The 15,085-nt window shown below is 48.4% G+C and carries 11 protein-coding genes; 7 read left to right on the top strand and 4 right to left on the bottom strand.

What is annotated here, in order from left to right; genetic code table 11:
• Positions 1-18: 18 nt before the first annotated feature.
• From GJR95_RS00670 to GJR95_RS00655, 4 genes are all read right to left on the bottom strand, one after another.
• The gene (locus tag GJR95_RS00670; RefSeq protein WP_162384053.1) at positions 19-3,612 is read right to left on the bottom strand and encodes a SusC/RagA family TonB-linked outer membrane protein; all 3,594 of its coding nucleotides are present in this window, start codon (positions 3,610-3,612) and stop codon (positions 19-21) included.
• 35 nt (positions 3,613-3,647) lie between these two features.
• Positions 3,648-4,658, bottom strand: coding sequence for a FecR family protein (locus GJR95_RS00665; RefSeq protein ID WP_162384052.1), 1,011 nt, complete (start codon positions 4,656-4,658; stop codon positions 3,648-3,650).
• A gap of 95 nt (positions 4,659-4,753) precedes the next feature.
• Positions 4,754-5,335: an RNA polymerase sigma factor gene (locus tag GJR95_RS00660; protein ID WP_162384051.1), complete on the bottom strand. Its 582-nt coding sequence runs from the start codon at positions 5,333-5,335 to the stop codon at positions 4,754-4,756.
• A 258-nt stretch (positions 5,336-5,593) separates the two neighbouring features.
• Complete coding sequence (locus tag GJR95_RS00655; protein WP_162384050.1) at positions 5,594-6,928, bottom strand: Nramp family divalent metal transporter; 1,335 nt, start codon at positions 6,926-6,928, stop codon at positions 5,594-5,596.
• 214 nt (positions 6,929-7,142) lie between these two features.
• Between GJR95_RS00655 and GJR95_RS00650 the strand changes: the two genes are divergently transcribed.
• The 7 genes from GJR95_RS00650 to GJR95_RS00620 all read left to right on the top strand — a co-directional run bounded on the left by GJR95_RS00650 (position 7,143) and on the right by GJR95_RS00620 (position 15,074).
• On the top strand, positions 7,143-7,796 hold the full coding sequence (locus tag GJR95_RS00650) for a metal-dependent transcriptional regulator (protein WP_162384049.1): 654 nt from the start codon (positions 7,143-7,145) through the stop codon (positions 7,794-7,796).
• Positions 7,797-7,904: 108 nt separating this feature from the next.
• Positions 7,905-8,981: an LptF/LptG family permease gene (locus GJR95_RS00645; protein ID WP_162384048.1), complete on the top strand. Its 1,077-nt coding sequence runs from the start codon at positions 7,905-7,907 to the stop codon at positions 8,979-8,981.
• Positions 8,982-9,062: 81 nt separating this feature from the next.
• Entirely contained in the window at positions 9,063-9,995 is a 933-nt protein-coding gene (locus tag GJR95_RS00640) for a DMT family transporter (protein WP_162384047.1), read from the top strand.
• 10 nt (positions 9,996-10,005) lie between these two features.
• Positions 10,006-11,430 carry a DUF6056 family protein gene (locus GJR95_RS00635; protein WP_162384046.1) on the top strand — a complete coding sequence of 475 codons (1,425 nt, stop codon included), beginning with the start codon at positions 10,006-10,008 and terminating at the stop codon, positions 11,428-11,430.
• Positions 11,431-11,577: 147 nt separating this feature from the next.
• Positions 11,578-12,315 carry a glycosyltransferase gene (locus tag GJR95_RS00630; RefSeq protein WP_162384045.1) on the top strand — a complete coding sequence of 246 codons (738 nt, stop codon included), beginning with the start codon at positions 11,578-11,580 and terminating at the stop codon, positions 12,313-12,315.
• Positions 12,312-13,997 carry a hypothetical protein gene (locus GJR95_RS00625; RefSeq protein ID WP_162384044.1) on the top strand — a complete coding sequence of 562 codons (1,686 nt, stop codon included), beginning with the start codon at positions 12,312-12,314 and terminating at the stop codon, positions 13,995-13,997. Before GJR95_RS00630 ends, GJR95_RS00625 begins: the two co-directional genes overlap by 4 nt.
• 108 nt (positions 13,998-14,105) lie before the next feature.
• Positions 14,106-15,074, top strand: coding sequence for a glycosyltransferase (locus GJR95_RS00620; protein WP_174260177.1), 969 nt, complete (start codon positions 14,106-14,108; stop codon positions 15,072-15,074).
• Positions 15,075-15,085: the final 11 nt, after the last annotated feature.

Genomic DNA, 15,085 nt, shown 5'->3' with positions numbered 1-15,085 from the left:
TTACGGATTAAAATCGATTTAGAACGTGATGTTCAGACCAGCGGAAAATGTTTTGGATAGCGGGTATGTTCTGCCGTTTGTCGTATCACCGTCCAATTGTTCTGGATCTATATACTTGGATCTGAGGGGCGTATAGGTCAGCAGGTTTTCGCCACTTACGTAAATACGAGCCCTCGGTACCCTGATTCTTTTGGTGAGCGTTTCGGGGAATGTGTAGCCAATGACCACATTTTTCAGGCGGAGGTAGCCGACGTTCTGAATGTAGCGGTCGTTAGCTGCGTTCAAATCGCCACCACCATTCAGGGCAGTATAGCCTCTCAATACCGGGAAATAGGCATTTGTATTCGTTGGTGTCCAGACATCATCTTCAAAATTCTCCGGAATGAACGAATAGTATGGCCGTGAGTATGGCCCCCAGAATTTATCGGCATTATTGCCCGGATACCAGTTTTTACGAAGAATGCCCTGCGCAAGCAACGACAGATCGAGGCCGTTCCAGGTGGCTCCGAGGTTAATACCATACCGGTACCGCGCCCGGTCGTTCCCAATCACTTTCAGGTCGCCATGATCGGCCAGGGTGTTGGCACCCTGATCAATCTTGCCATTCCCATCCCGATCGATAAACTTAAGATCACCCGCCTGTAATTTGCTCCAGTCGCCGGGCGCGCTCAGGCGTTGTTTGTTGACAATGGTCTGATCGACCTTATAGGCCTGTGCTTCATCGTTGGTTTTGAAGAATCCGTCGATGGAATAGCCCCAAATTTCGCCAATGGTTTGCCCTTCATACCGGCTTGACAGAATCTTGTTGGGGTTATCGTATTTGGTGATGATGGATTTGGAATCGGAGAGCACGAAGGAGGCATTATACGACAATGCCTTACCAGCCACTTTAAACTGGTCCCGCCAGCCAATGGATAATTCGAAACCTTTGGTTTGCAGGTCGCCCGCGTTTTTGGTTGGAACTGAAGCGCCATAGACTGAAGGCAGCACCTGACCCGGAACCAGCATACCCGTCGTATTCCGGATGTACGCATCGAAGGACAGATTCAGGCGATTTTTCAATAGGCCCGCATCCACGCCAATATTAGAGGTCGTCGCTTTTTCCCAGGTCAGGTCCGACGAAATCGGGTTCGGGCTATTGACATACGAAGGCTTTTGTCCATTCGTTATCCAGCCCGATTGAGCCGTTGGCATAATGGGCACGTATGGGTAATAATTGGCCGAAACAATGTTGTATGGGTCGAGTTTGTTGCTGGGCGTAGGCGGCAACTGGTTACCCAATGTTCCGTAAGAAGCTCTGATTTTTAAATTATCGACAACGCCACGAATTGGATCAAAGAACCCTTCTTCGCTAACTCGCCAGCCCGCCGATACAGAAGGGAAGAACCCATACCGTTTGCCTTCGCCAAATCGGGATGTTCCATCATAACGTCCGTTCACTTCCAGGAGGTATTTGCCGAGGAAATCATAATTCAGGCGATAAAAGGCACCAAACAAAGCATACTGGAAAGCATCACCGGCCGATAATTGCTCACCCGTTCCCAAATCCAGATCATTGAGGCTTTCGGAAAGCAGATTTTTCCGGGCACCAAATAACCGCTGGTGTTTTCGGGTCTCATAGTTTATACCAGCCGTTGCTCCGAACGAGTGCTTGCCAAACGTTTGGTTATACGATGAATACAAATTGGTGGCATTCATGGGGTCAAACCAAAGGGTCTTTTTGTACTGATCGGTGTTGTAGTTCGGTACGGTAGTCAGGATTCCCGGCTGGATGGAATATTGAGCAACCGCAGCCCGATACCACTCATCGTTGATGTAAAACGAAAAGGAATAGTTAGCCACCAGATTCCAGTGTTTGGTAAAGTCGATGGTAACCGAGTTGATCGTCGTGAGTTCATGAATCTTTTTCTCTCCTCCTGCTACTCCTTTCAGTAGATTGGCGAATAATCCGTCGCCGATGGAGTAGTTGTTTTTCAACGTGTTATAGGTAGCCGTGCCGTCTGGATTGAGGGGCGCGTAAGCTGGTAAAGCGTGTACCGTAATCCCCACGAAGTTGGCATTCGCACCACCTTCCAGACCTGGATATTTGTACTTGGAATCGAAATACTGGGTGTTATTGCTTACTTTAAGCCAGGGTGTCAGTTGCGCGTTTATTTTGCTGCGAAGGGTGTAGGACGTGAATTTATCGGTGTTGATCCGCATGATTCCGTCCTTTTCAAAAACTGACCCCGACAGAAAGTAATTGATCTTATCGGTTCCGCCGGATAGATTGATGTTATGCTGCCGGGAAGGTTCCGTCATGTTAAACAGCGTATTCCACCAGTCATAATTTCCGTAGTAGTTATAGATGTCCTTGCCGTTAACGTTCTTGACAACCGTCCAGGGCCGGGCCGGATTCTCGACTTTGTCGTACCGACGCGCTTCCAGCTCTTTGTAATCTTCTTCAGAATAGCGCGTGTAGCTGTTACCGGTTGCCCGTGTAAACGCTTCGTCATTCATACGCACGTATTCGTACCCATTGGTCAAAAATTTGGTACTGACGGTCGGTGTCGACCAGCCAAAGTTGTTGCTGTACGATATTGTCGTTTTGCCATTCTTGGCCGTTTTGGTCGTTACCAGAACCACCCCAAACGCACCACGGGCACCATAGATAGCCGAAGCAGCTGCATCTTTCAGAACGGATACCGATTCTACATCGCCCGGATTGATGCGGTTAATATCACCGGGAATACCGTCAATAAGCACCAATGGGCCGCCCCCGTTGATCGACGTTTCTCCGCGTACGTTCAGCGTTCCCCCGGCTCCCGGCTGGCCAGTCCCGAACGTAATGTTCAGGTTGGGAACCATGCCCTGAAGAATCTGGGACATATTATTCAGGGGACGATTTTCCAGATCTTTCGCCAGAACCTGCGAAACAGCCCCCGTCAGATTCACTTTCTTCTGCGTTCCATATCCCACTACAACGACCTCATTCAGGGCATTATGTGTTTCTTTCAGCGATACGTTAATGGTGGCCTGGCTGCTGTTGACCGGAACATCCAGTGTTTCGTAGCCGATGAAGGAGAACGATAGGGTCAGGTTGTCGCCAGTATCCGGAATAGTTAAGGAAAAACTACCATTCGCACTCGTCGTTGTTCCTCTCGTGGTTCCTTTCACCACGATACTTACGCCCGGCAACGGCTGGTTACTGGCAAAATCTCTCACCAGGCCCGACAGAAGCCGTTTGGGCTGTTCAAACACAACAGGCGTGTTTATCTGGAAAACCGGCACCGATAACAGGTTGCTTTGGGCGTCAACCTTCTTTAGAATAATCTGCCCATTAATGACTTCCCACGATACATTCAACGAGGAAAACACGCGCTGAAGCACACTCGATAATCGTTCATTGCGGGCACTAATCGAGATCCGCTTATCGGCCCCAATCACGCGGGGGCTATACACGAAACGCACATCAACGGCTTTTTCGAGTTGCTGCAATACGGTTCGTACCGTTTCGCCTTCGACCGTTATAGAAACCGGTCGGTTCATCAGTTCCTGCGCCGAAATGGACACAGCATGGACTAGACTACCACTCAGCAAGACGCTGATCAGTAGCGAAAGTAAACGTTTCATAAAGTGTAACAGGTTGTAAGTAAGTTGTTTTGGTTTTAAAGACAGCCGCGACCGCTGATCCGGATATGAGTACCGTTGGTTTGATAAGTGGCTCCAATAGACAGACAGATCATGTCTAGTTGGGCCTGAAGTGATTGATGAGCCAGATTGGCCGTTAGCGTGCAATTGACGAGTGCCTGCTCGTCGAAGGAGATGTTTACACCATACACATCGTCCAACTCCCGAAACACCCTGGCGATAGGTGTATCATCGAATACAAAATGCGTTTTGATGGCTTCTGGCCGGAGTACCACCGGATGATCGGCCAACGATTTTACGATCCGGCTGTCGGCCCGAAAAAATGTCGCTTTCTCATTGGGCTTCAGGACCACATCCGACGTTGTTGTCTGGTTATCGGTCTGGCGGTAAACGGCCACCCGACCTGTCCGAACCACAACCTCGGCAGTAGGCTTACCAGCATGAGCCACAATGGTAAAACTGGTGCCTAAAACTTTGGTCACCATCCCATTGGCATAGACCAGAAACGGGCTCTCCGGATTTTTAGCGACCTCGAAAAAAGCCTCGCCAACCAAATGCACCTCCCGGCGATTTCCGGCAAACCTCGCCGGATACTGTACCCGTCCACCCGATTGAAGCGTAATCGTACTGCCATCGCTCAAGGCTACCTGAAGTGGCTTGCCAGACTCATTCGTTTTGTCAATTAATTGCGATTGACCGGATTGAGCTGCCATTTTATCTGAGCCGGATTGAGCCGAACGATTCAATAGAAAATACCAGCCTAATCCAGCACAAAGCAGTACGACTGCAGCAGCGGCCACACGATAGAAAGCCATCGGCATACGGCGAATCGTTGGCGTCTGGGCGATCTGTGGGGCTAATTGCTGCCAATACTGGCCAATAAACGCTCGTTTATCGGAAGCAGACAAAGCTGGTTCTTCCTCGCCGTCTAAAGTGTCATACCATGCTTCAACCTGCATCCGTTCATCGTCGGTCGCTTCGCCGTTCTGGTATTTGGTCAGTAAGTCACGGAGTGTTTGTGGGGTCATTGGTCCAAGCGGCAGAAATGTATCGGTTTCAGCCGGATTCAGGGGTTAGACGGACAACCCGAAAAATACCCTAAGACCTCAATGTTATGGTTTTGTTAACGACCTAAAATAATTGTCAGCACAATAGCCGTGGCATAGTCGTGTAAATGAGCACGCAGGAAGGTCAGCGAACGGGACAGATGGTATTCAATGGTTTTTTCGGACAGATCAAGCCGGATGGCTATTTCGCGGATGGTCAACTGCTCGAAGCGGTTCAGGATAAACACTTCGCGCGTTTTGTCGGGCAGTTGCTGCAAAGCCAGATTGAGCGATTCGGTCAGTTCGCTAAACTCAACAGTATGTGCAGTACCAAGGGTATCGGGCGAAGTGGTGTGAATAAAATGGCTGGCATACTGTTCACCCTGCAACTGCGTACGAACATGGTCGATAATCAGGTGTTTAAGGGATGCCGTCAGGTAAGCGTTGGGATTAGTGATCAGGAGGGTTCTGCGTTTTTGCCACAGTCGAAGGAACAGTTCCTGAGCTATGTCGGCAGCTACATCTTCATCGCGGAGTTTGCGTTTTGCCGTCGTAAAGAGAGTATACCAGTAGCGTTCATACAACGTCCGGAATGCCTCCTCGTTGTCATAACGAAGCAGGGCTACTAATTCGTTATCACTTAGCTCTTGCTCAGACATAGCCGCAAAGTTGGCAAGGGCAGCGCAGTCGACAACCAAACGTGCGTTAAATTTCTGTGAATTCTCCCACGATTCAGACCGTAAAATTAAATTCGTCGATAACTAAAAGCCCAACGAATGCAGCGAGGACGAACCTGTCTCTGCACTCGTTGGGCTTTGGCATCGAGCCGTGCCACCGCAGCCGCGGACGGTGGTTTGTTTGCGCATCACCAGAAACCACCGTCCGCGGCTGCGGTGGCACGGCTCGATGCCAAAGCCCTAAAACAAAGTATCCCAGAGAAGATAGCCATTCAGGCCAATGATTATTACGGCAACGGCCCAGGATAATACATTTATCCAGCCCGGATTTACGAAACGTCCCATTTTAAGTTTATCACCCGTGAACGTTACCAGCGGCACAACGGCGAAGCTCAATTGCAACGATAAAATGACCTGACTAAACACCAGCAGTTCAGATGTTCCACGTTCACCATACAGAATCGCCACAATTAACGCCGGAACGATGGCAACCAACCGCGTTATAAGCCGACGTAGCCAGGGTTTGATCCGTAATTCCAGAAAACCTTCCATCACGATTTGCCCGGCCAGCGTGCCCGTTAGTGTCGAGTTTTGCCCCGAAGCCAGCAATGCCACCGCAAATAGAACACCTGCCAGTTTGACGCCCAGTATAGGATCGAGCAGTCGGTGAGCATCTGTAATGTCGGCAACGTGTTGATTACCCGAAAAATGAAAGGTCGCTGCTGATAGTATCAGGATAGCCGCATTGATAAAAAATGCCAGAAAAAGGGAAACCGTAGAGTCAATCGTTGCGAATTTAATAGCGGATTTACGTCCGGCATCGTCACGGCCAAAATCACGGGTTTGCACGATGCTGGAGTGCAGGTAAAGGTTATGCGGCATTACGGTCGCCCCCAAAATTCCGATGGCAATGTAGAGCATGCCAGGGTTTGTGATAATTTCGGTGCGGGGCAACAAGCCCCCAACAACTTCGGCAACAGCCGGATGCGACACGAACAGCTCATACCCAAAACAACCGATAATCAGGAAAATCAGGCTGGCAACGATCCGTTCAATAGTCTGAAAACCTTTGTTCTGTAGATAAAGCAGTAAGAGTACATCAAGAGCAGTAATAAGAATACCGACCGTAATCGGCAACCCAAACAATAGATTCAGGGCAATGGCTGAGCCAATCACCTCGGCCAGATCGGTTGCGGCAATGGCTATCTCGGCCAGCAGCCAAAGGCCAATCGATACCGGACGGCTATAGTGATCGCGACAAGCCTGTGCCAGATCCCGACCCGTAGCAATACCGAGTTTAAGCGACAGGTGCTGAAGAAGAATGGCAAACAGGTTGGAGATCAGTACGACCGATAACAGACGGTAGCCAAACCGGGCTCCACCCGCGATATCGGTAGCCCAGTTACCAGGGTCCATATACCCTACGGCAACCATCAGGCCCGGTCCAAAATAGGCCATCAGTGTCTTGAAAAATCCACTGTTTTTAGGTACGTGGACAGAGCTATGAACATCCGCCAGAGAGTTTTCCGCGCTGTCCTGCTGCCATCCTTTCATAGTTGTATTGGTTGCTTCCATTCGATTGCGAACATTGGGTGTAGACGATTTTGGGTATTGTATTAATAAATCTAACAATCAACCCACAACCTCTACTAGTTAACGCTCAAAGATAAGGATTGTTGAAATATTTTTTTAGACTTATCTAAATTTTTAGAAAGTTTAACATAAAAACTATCTTTGCCCGTAAACTGTTTCATGCGACTCAGTCGTTTTTACTGAGTAGCCGTCGTTTATGCAGTCATTCACGGAAGAAAATTATTTAAAGACGATTTATTACCTCGCCACTCGTCAGGAAGGTGAAGTGAGCACGAACGCTCTGGCCGAAATGACAGCGACCAAAGCCGCTTCGGTTACGGATATGCTGCGTAAACTGGCCGACAAGCAACTCATCCATTACAAAAAATACCAGGGTGTCAGGCTAACCGATGAAGGTGAACGACTTGCACTCCAGATCATCCGACGCCATCGGCTCTGGGAAGTGTTTCTGGTCGAAAAACTGGGGTTTGGCTGGGATAAAGTGCATGAAATTGCCGAAGAGCTGGAGCATATCCGTTCTGATGAGTTGGTTAGTCGTTTAGATACGTATTTAGGCTGTCCACAGTTTGATCCGCACGGTGATCCGATTCCGACACCCGCCGGGCAGATGCCCCAGACTGGCTATCGTAAGCTTTCTGACGTATTAACCGGCCAGGATGTTCGCCTGATGGCGGTACTGGAACATTCGACGGAGTTTCTGCAACACCTCGACCACTCGCAGTTAACATTAGGGTGTACAGTGACAGTAACTGAAATTAACACGTTCGACAAGTCGATCCTATTGCAGATTGCCAATGACAGAACCCTTTTTGTGAGCCACGAAGTTGCCAAAAATTTATTAGTGAGTTAATCAGTTCACCGTTTATAGTTTACGGCAGGCTGACGCGCCTGAAGCTGTAAACAACCCAACGTGTCGGTTTTAAACGGTTCGCTGTTTTGGAAGTCGACACCAAAAAAAATGAAACTATTAGACTGGTACATTTTAAAACGTTTCCTGCAAACCTATCTCTTCGTGGTCATGATCATCGTACTGATCGTTGTCATGATCGATTACACCGAAAAAGTGGATAATTTCCACAAAACCAAGGCACCCGGCAGCGAAATACTCCTGAATTATTATCTCAATTTTATTCCGTACTGGGCCAATTACATCAGCCCGCTAATGGTTTTTATTGCCACCGTATTTTTGACCTCACGACTGGCTGCCCGAACTGAAATCATCGCCATTCTGAGTAGTGGAGTTAGCTTTATCCGCTTGCTCTTTCCGTACGTTCTCGGCGCATCGGTGCTGGCCTTACTGACCTACTTTATGGTCAATTATGTGATTCCCAAGGCAAATAAAACGCGCATCGCCTTCGAAATAAAATACATCAACGATGCCTTTACGTACTCCCACCGGAACGTACACATCAAGATTGCGCCCAATACCTATGCGTACCTGGAAAGCTACAACAACCTGAGTAACACAGGTTATAAGTTTACGCTCGAGCGGGTTGACGGAAATGAGCTAAAGCAAAAACTTACGGCCGACCACATCGAATGGGACGCCAAGAAAAAGAAATGGGGTGTCTATGATTACAAGATCCGGACAATCAATGGCTTACAGGAAACACTCACGCCCGGAACCCGACTCGACACAACCCTCAATCTGAAACCCGACGATTTCAGTTCGGATTTCAATCTGTACGAAACGCTTACCCGACCGCAGTTGAATAGTCAGATCGACCTGCTGACAAGCCGGGGTTCTGATGGTGTAGAAACGTATCTGCTCGAAAAATACAGCCGGGACACCCGTCCTTTTGCGATTATCATTCTGACGGTTATCGGCGTTATCATGTCGGCTCGTAAAAGCCGCCGGGGAGTTGGCTGGCAGGTGGCCTTGGGGTTCTTTCTGGCTTTCACCTATCTGCTCTTTTTCATGCTGGCCAAAGGCATTGCCGAGTCCGGTAACCTGAACCCAATTGTGGCAGTCTGGCTGCCAAATGCTATTTTTACGCTCATCGGTGTATTTCTGTACAATACAATACCGAGGTAACCACTTAATGCATGACAAAGTATTGGTACTAAAAAATGAATATGCCCCATTTTTTAGTACCAATACTTTGTCAAGTCCCGTATGTCGCAAAAGCCTGCTCTTTCTGATTATTTTCAGCTCCACTTCATTGTTGTCATCTGGGGGTTTACGGCCATTCTGGGTAAACTCCTGGAGCCGCTCGATTCGTCGGCAGTAGTCCTGTTTCGAACCCTCCTGGCAGTAATCGGACTTGGTGTGGTGCTGGCCGTTCGAGGGCTGAATCTACACGTGTCGCCCACCGACCGATGGCGGCTTCTGGCCACTGGCGGCATTATTGGTCTGCACTGGGTCTTATTTTTTGCCGCTGCCCGACTGGCTAACGTATCGGTTTGTCTGGCGGGCATGGCAACCAGTTCGCTCTGGGCCAGTTTGCTCGAACCCTTGATCCTGCGTCGACGGGTGCAGCTGATCGAGGTTATTCTGGGAGCAGTCGTCATGGCGGGTCTGTATCTGATTTTTCAGTTTGAATTCGACAAGGTGGCTGGCCTGATCGTTGCCATGCTTTCAGCCATGCTTTCTTCGCTGTTTACGATCATCAACAGTCGATTTACGCAACGGTATGACGCGCTGGTCATTTCGTTTTACGAAATGGCCGGAGCACTGGTTGCTGCCTTCGCATTATGGCTGATTGTGAGAAATACCGATACCATGGCCGTTGATCGGGTTATTCAATACATACCCGAAACACCCCTGCAATGGCTTTGGTTACTGGTGCTTTCATTGGTCTGCACAGTCTATGCGTACACGGTTGGCGTGAGCCTCTTACGAAAATTTTCGCCCTACATGGCCGTATTAACCGTAAATTTGGAGCCAGTGTATGGAATTTTACTTGCTGTGTTAATTTTTGGAAACTCCGAACGGATGACAGCTGGCTTCTATCTGGGTACGCTGGTCATTCTGGCCGCTGTGGTCGCTTACCCTCTCTGGAACAATAGACCCAGGAAAGTTAAACCACAACTACCTACACCGCTTTAATAGCACGTTCATGACTACTTCTTCGCCATCAGCGCGTTCTGTTACTACCGTTCTTCTCCTAATTGCGATTGCCGTTTCATTACCGCTCATCGTATTATCATTCTACAATCATCCTTCACCAACCGACGATTATTGTTTTGCCAACACATCGATGCGGTACGGATTCTGGGAATCTCAGCAGATCTATTATGATGGGTGGAGCGGTCGTTTTTTTCACAATTTTCTTGTTCATGGTAGCCCGCTGACCTTCGGATGGTACGATGGCTATAAGATTTACCCGGTCGTATTGCTCGGCTTGCTTGCCCTCAGTTTCTACACGTTTTCCAGCCAGTGGTTGTATCGTTCCTTTACGTTCAGCACCAAACTAGCTTTGGCCAGCGGGCTCTTTGTGGGCTTTGTTGCAACCCTGGTCAGTTTGTCGGAATACTTATACTGGTATGCCGGTATGGCTTGTTACAGCTTGTCCAGCGTCTTTCTGCTGTTCTTATTGGCCGTTTTAATCGCCCATCAGCGACGTGGTTTTGGCTGGCAACCGGGCTATCTGCTCCTCGAAAGTTTACTGATCATCTGTATTATCGGATCGAGTGAAACGAGCATGGTGATGGTGATGTCTGTCCTGGGTATGATTGCTCTGGGTGATTTAGTCCTGCGCCGTCGGTTGTCGATCCCGACCCTGATCCTATTGGCGGTGGGTGTTTTAAGCTGTTATTACCTGATCACTGCACCGGGAAATGCCGTTCGTATGGGTTCGAACCCCAACAGCCGGGATATTCCACTGACACTCTTATCGTCGCTCAAGTTTGCGGTCGGGTACGTAGCCCGCCAGATTTTTCTAACGCCTTTATTACCGCTGTCGCTGTTGTATTTTCCGATTGCCAGCCATCTGACAGCGAATCGGCCCTTACCGGCTTATCTCCGGATTCACCCGCTATTGGCCTTATTGCATGGTTTATTAACCGTATTGGCGCTAATCTCACTTCATTTCTATGCAGTCGGTATTGCTCCCGCTTATCGGCTGGTGAATCTGATCAACCTGGTTTTCTGGCTTAGCTGGGGCTACAACCTAACAATTTGGGCGGCCCTTCTTCAGGGCCGGATTGTTACATGGCAGCGCTTTTCGCGTCTTATTGTGGTAGTTTCGCTCGGCTGGATAGTCCTGGCAACTGGATTCGGGCCGGTATTACCGATGGCTTATGGAGACTGGCTGAGTGGTCGCGCTGCCCGTTACGATCAGGCAATGCAGGAGCGATACAACCAAATGACTCAATCGACCGACGACACCGCTTTGGTTACGCCCTTACCGGTTTATCCAGCATCTATGTTTATGGAAGATGTCAAAGAAGACCCTAAACACCTCTGGAATCGCTGCTGGGCCGATTATTACCACAAAAAAACGATTGTGCTCAAAGAAGAACCTATTTCATCCACACATTAAACAGACCCTCTTTCACTGACCAGGCAGTTTAAATTAATTTTCTGATGCGCTTTTCTGACCTGAGATGGGCTAGTGTGTCAATCTAATTTTCTCTTTTTAAAAAATAATAACCATGCTACATCGACAACCACCGCAACTCATGAATTCATGTCATCAATTTGTATCATTATTCCATGTTACAACGAAGCCGATCGACTCCCTGTAGACGTTTTTCTGTCGTACGTCCACCAGGTTTCAACGGTAAATTTTTGCTTTGTCGATGACGGAAGTACCGACCAGACCGGTTTTTTGCTGGAAGCGATGCGAAGGCAATTCCCCGATCGGATTGACATCCAGACACTGGCTAAAAATGAGGGAAAAGCCAGGGCCGTTCAATCGGGTATGCTGCTGAATTTGTCGAAACCTTTTGATTACCTTGGTTTCTTCGATGCAGATTTAGCGACTCCCCTTGCTGCGATCCACGATTTAACCGAGGCTCTCGATACCAATCCATCGCTTGACCTGGTTATGGGATCTCGTATTAAACACCTTGGAACCGATATCCAGCGCGATACATACCGGCATTATGCAGGACGTATTATAGCAACAGTGATCAGTAGCATCCTTAAATTACCCGTTTATGACTCCCAATGCGGGGCTAAATTATTCAGGCATGGTATTGTAGACAGTTTATTCCGGGAGCCATTTATCAGTCCCTGGCTGTTCGATGTAGAGTTACTGGCCCGGCTTATTCAGCATCATGGCCGTTTAAAAGTATTAAGTCATGTGGCCGAGCAGCCCCTAAAACAATGGACGGAGCAAAGTGGCTCACATATTAGTTCAGATTATATATCTAAAGTATGGTACGAATTGTATCGAATTCAACGAACTTACCGAAACGTATGACTCAGTTTTACCGACTATTGGCAACACCTCCCCTTACCATTGCCTTACTGCTGTTGCCAATTGCCGGTTTCTTCGTTTATTTCTTTGCCCTTCGTTATAACATTCCCTGGTTCGACGATTTCGAAAATATACCCTATTTTCTGGATCATTTTCTGAATGCATCGTCCGTCAGCGAGGCAGTGGCAGCCTTGCTTCGACCTAATAATGAACACCGTGTAGTGTATGCCCGACTCGTCGTTTTAGGGCAATATTTTTTAACTGGTGGCCTTAATTTCGCCAATCTGATGCTTTGGGGAAATGCCGGTCTTATCTTGATTTTTTATCTGCTTTATCGCGCCTTAAAGCAGCAGGAACGGCTTTCACAGCAGGCTATGGTCGGTCTTCTGCCCGTGCCCCTTCTACTGTTCACGGCCCAGAGTTACATCATGACGTTCACGGCCATTTTTTCACTTCAATACCTGGCCATAATTACGCTTGTGGTGCTGACTCTCTTTGTGTTGGCCACCGATCGACCGCTTTATTTATGGACAGCATTAGGTCTTGGGTTACTGAGTACGTTTAGCATGGGGAATGGCTTGTTACTTTGGCCTGCGGGTGCGGTAATGCTGCTTATTCAACGGCGCTGGCTTGGACTAGGTATCTGGGTAGTAGCTGGCGCGATTAGTGCGTATCTGTATTTTCTGGGTTATCCGGTTCAGCAAGGTAACGATGAAGGTTTTTCGTATGTAATCCAGCATCCCTTACAAACGATTGCCGGTTTTCTCATTTTTGCGGGTAGTGTGTTTGATGTCATTCCGTCGATACCCGAAAAATACCGGTTTTACCTACCCTTTGTGGCTGGCCTGATTTTACTGCTTGGTCTTAGTTACTGGCTACTGACAACCCTATTCCGGTCATCGAAAAACAAGTCTTTTTTTGAGGTGTTCATTGTCGGCTGCCTTCTCTTTCTGCTGGCAAACATCGCACTGATTGCGTTTTTTCGGCTCCGGTTTTATTTCGGTATGGCACTCCACATTCCATACCGCATTTATGCCTTAGCCCTGTGGTCGGTTGCCAGTGTCCTACTTTATAGTCGCCTGTCAGAAACATGGCGAGTCCGGTTATGGCCCGCTGTTTGGCTGTTATTCCTGGGCCTAAATGGGTTCACTTACTATACGTATCTACCCGAAGCCATGGAACGAAGGAAACAGATGCAGGGATTGTCTTTCAATCAGTTACACTCCGATATTGGTCTTGGTGGAACGCGTAATACGGAATTAGCCCGCTACATATCGAATCTGACCCGTATGATGCGGGACCGGGACTGGTATCATCTGCCCGACCCGGCCATTACACCTTCAGAACGACAGCTAATCAGGCCCGCCGGTAGAACGACAGCGCTGACCCCATTTCGAATTACGCAGAAGCCCGATTACATTATAGTTGACGGCAATGATCCAACCTATAAAGTGGGGCTTAATACGGGCAGTTATATCATTATGAAGTCTGCCCGTTATACATACCTGGTTTTTGCCCCAAAAAACCGACCGTTGACCGTTAAACCCTGGCAGGTAAGTCCAGGATTTTCGGCCGCCCTGCCTGTTTATATGATGCAGTCGGGTCGATACCAGGTAGGACTCTTTAAAACACAACCCGATCATAGTGACATTCAGTTTGGTAACCAGTACATTGACGTACCTTAGAAACCCTACTAATTCGAGTCTTCTAGTGCCTGATCGTGCTATACGCTAAGTCATCAGGCAGTTTTTTGGATTAAAAGCCTATTTTTGCCGCTCAAACCACCCATCACGTTGGACAATACAACCAATTCACTGCCGGACCGGATCAATGTTGTCATTCCTCTTTTCAATGACTGGCTGGCAGTAGGACTACTTCTCGAACGAATTCGGTCGGTTGTAGACACACCGCTACAAAACCGGCTAGCCTTTTTAATTGTAGACGATTGCTCGGCAATAAATTACGATACTCTACCCTCGGGCATCGGAAAATCGCTATCGATTCTCAGGCTCTTTCGCAACGTTGGTCATCAGAAAGCCATAGCCCTCGGTCTGGCCTATCTGGCCGATCAAACCGACCAGTACCCGACAATTGTTATGGATTCCGACGGCGAAGATCGTCCTGAAGATATCGTTCAGCTTGTGCAGCGTAGCCTCGAAAAACCTGGACATGTCGTTTTTGCCCATCGTGCCAAACGACATGAAAGCCTCGCTTTCCGGGTCTTTTATACCGTCTACAAATCCGTATTTCGTCTGCTCACAGGCAAGGTCATCACGTTTGGTAATTTTAGTCTGATACCGGCCTCCCAACTTCGGAAACTCGCTCATGTTTCCGAAATATGGAATAACTATCCCGGCGGGGTTATCCGATCACGACTACCTTATACGGCCGTACCGCTCGAACGGGGACGTCGGCTGGCGGGCGAGTCGAAAATGAATTTTGTGTCGTTGGTACTGCACGGACTAAGTGCCGTTTCGGTACTCATTGACACAACAGCCGTACGACTGGCTCTGTTCTGTGTTATGATGGTTGTCGCTTCCATCTTTGGCATCAGTGTTTTATTGTATTTGAAATTCTTTACCAATACATCGATACCGGGCTGGACAAGTTATTTGACATTCTCTTTTCTGATTGTCATTTTACAGGCCTTTCTGATTTCACTGCTGCTGGTATTCATTGTACTTTCTTACCGGATACAGCCGCAGTTTATTCCTGCCAGACAGTTCAATGATTTTGTCGAACGAGTTGAGCGCGTGTATTGATCACAACGGGT

Origin of the sequence: Spirosoma endbachense (genome assembly GCF_010233585.1) — a bacterium.
In the GTDB taxonomy this organism is placed as follows: Bacteria; Bacteroidota; Bacteroidia; order Cytophagales; family Spirosomataceae; genus Spirosoma; species Spirosoma endbachense.
Note: the sequence above shows the minus strand (reverse complement) of the source record. Positions and strands in the feature narration are given on the sequence as shown.

What these genes read in the sequence shown, in the direction of transcription:
- GJR95_RS00640 (WP_162384047.1), top strand. Translation starts at nt 9,063, where the DNA reads ATGTCGCAAAAGCCTGCTCTTTCTGATTATTTTCAGCTCCACTTCATT.
- GJR95_RS00625 (WP_162384044.1), top strand. Translation starts at nt 12,312, where the DNA reads ATGACTCAGTTTTACCGACTATTGGCAACACCTCCCCTTACCATTGCC.
- GJR95_RS00635 (WP_162384046.1), top strand. Translation starts at nt 10,006, where the DNA reads ATGACTACTTCTTCGCCATCAGCGCGTTCTGTTACTACCGTTCTTCTC.
- GJR95_RS00655 (WP_162384050.1), bottom strand. Translation starts at nt 6,928, where the DNA reads ATGGAAGCAACCAATACAACTATGAAAGGATGGCAGCAGGACAGCGCG.
- GJR95_RS00670 (WP_162384053.1), bottom strand. Translation starts at nt 3,612, where the DNA reads ATGAAACGTTTACTTTCGCTACTGATCAGCGTCTTGCTGAGTGGTAGT.
- GJR95_RS00645 (WP_162384048.1), top strand. Translation starts at nt 7,905, where the DNA reads ATGAAACTATTAGACTGGTACATTTTAAAACGTTTCCTGCAAACCTAT.
- GJR95_RS00660 (WP_162384051.1), bottom strand. Translation starts at nt 5,335, where the DNA reads ATGTCTGAGCAAGAGCTAAGTGATAACGAATTAGTAGCCCTGCTTCGT.
- GJR95_RS00665 (WP_162384052.1), bottom strand. Translation starts at nt 4,658, where the DNA reads ATGACCCCACAAACACTCCGTGACTTACTGACCAAATACCAGAACGGC.
- GJR95_RS00630 (WP_162384045.1), top strand. Translation starts at nt 11,578, where the DNA reads ATGTCATCAATTTGTATCATTATTCCATGTTACAACGAAGCCGATCGA.
- GJR95_RS00650 (WP_162384049.1), top strand. Translation starts at nt 7,143, where the DNA reads ATGCAGTCATTCACGGAAGAAAATTATTTAAAGACGATTTATTACCTC.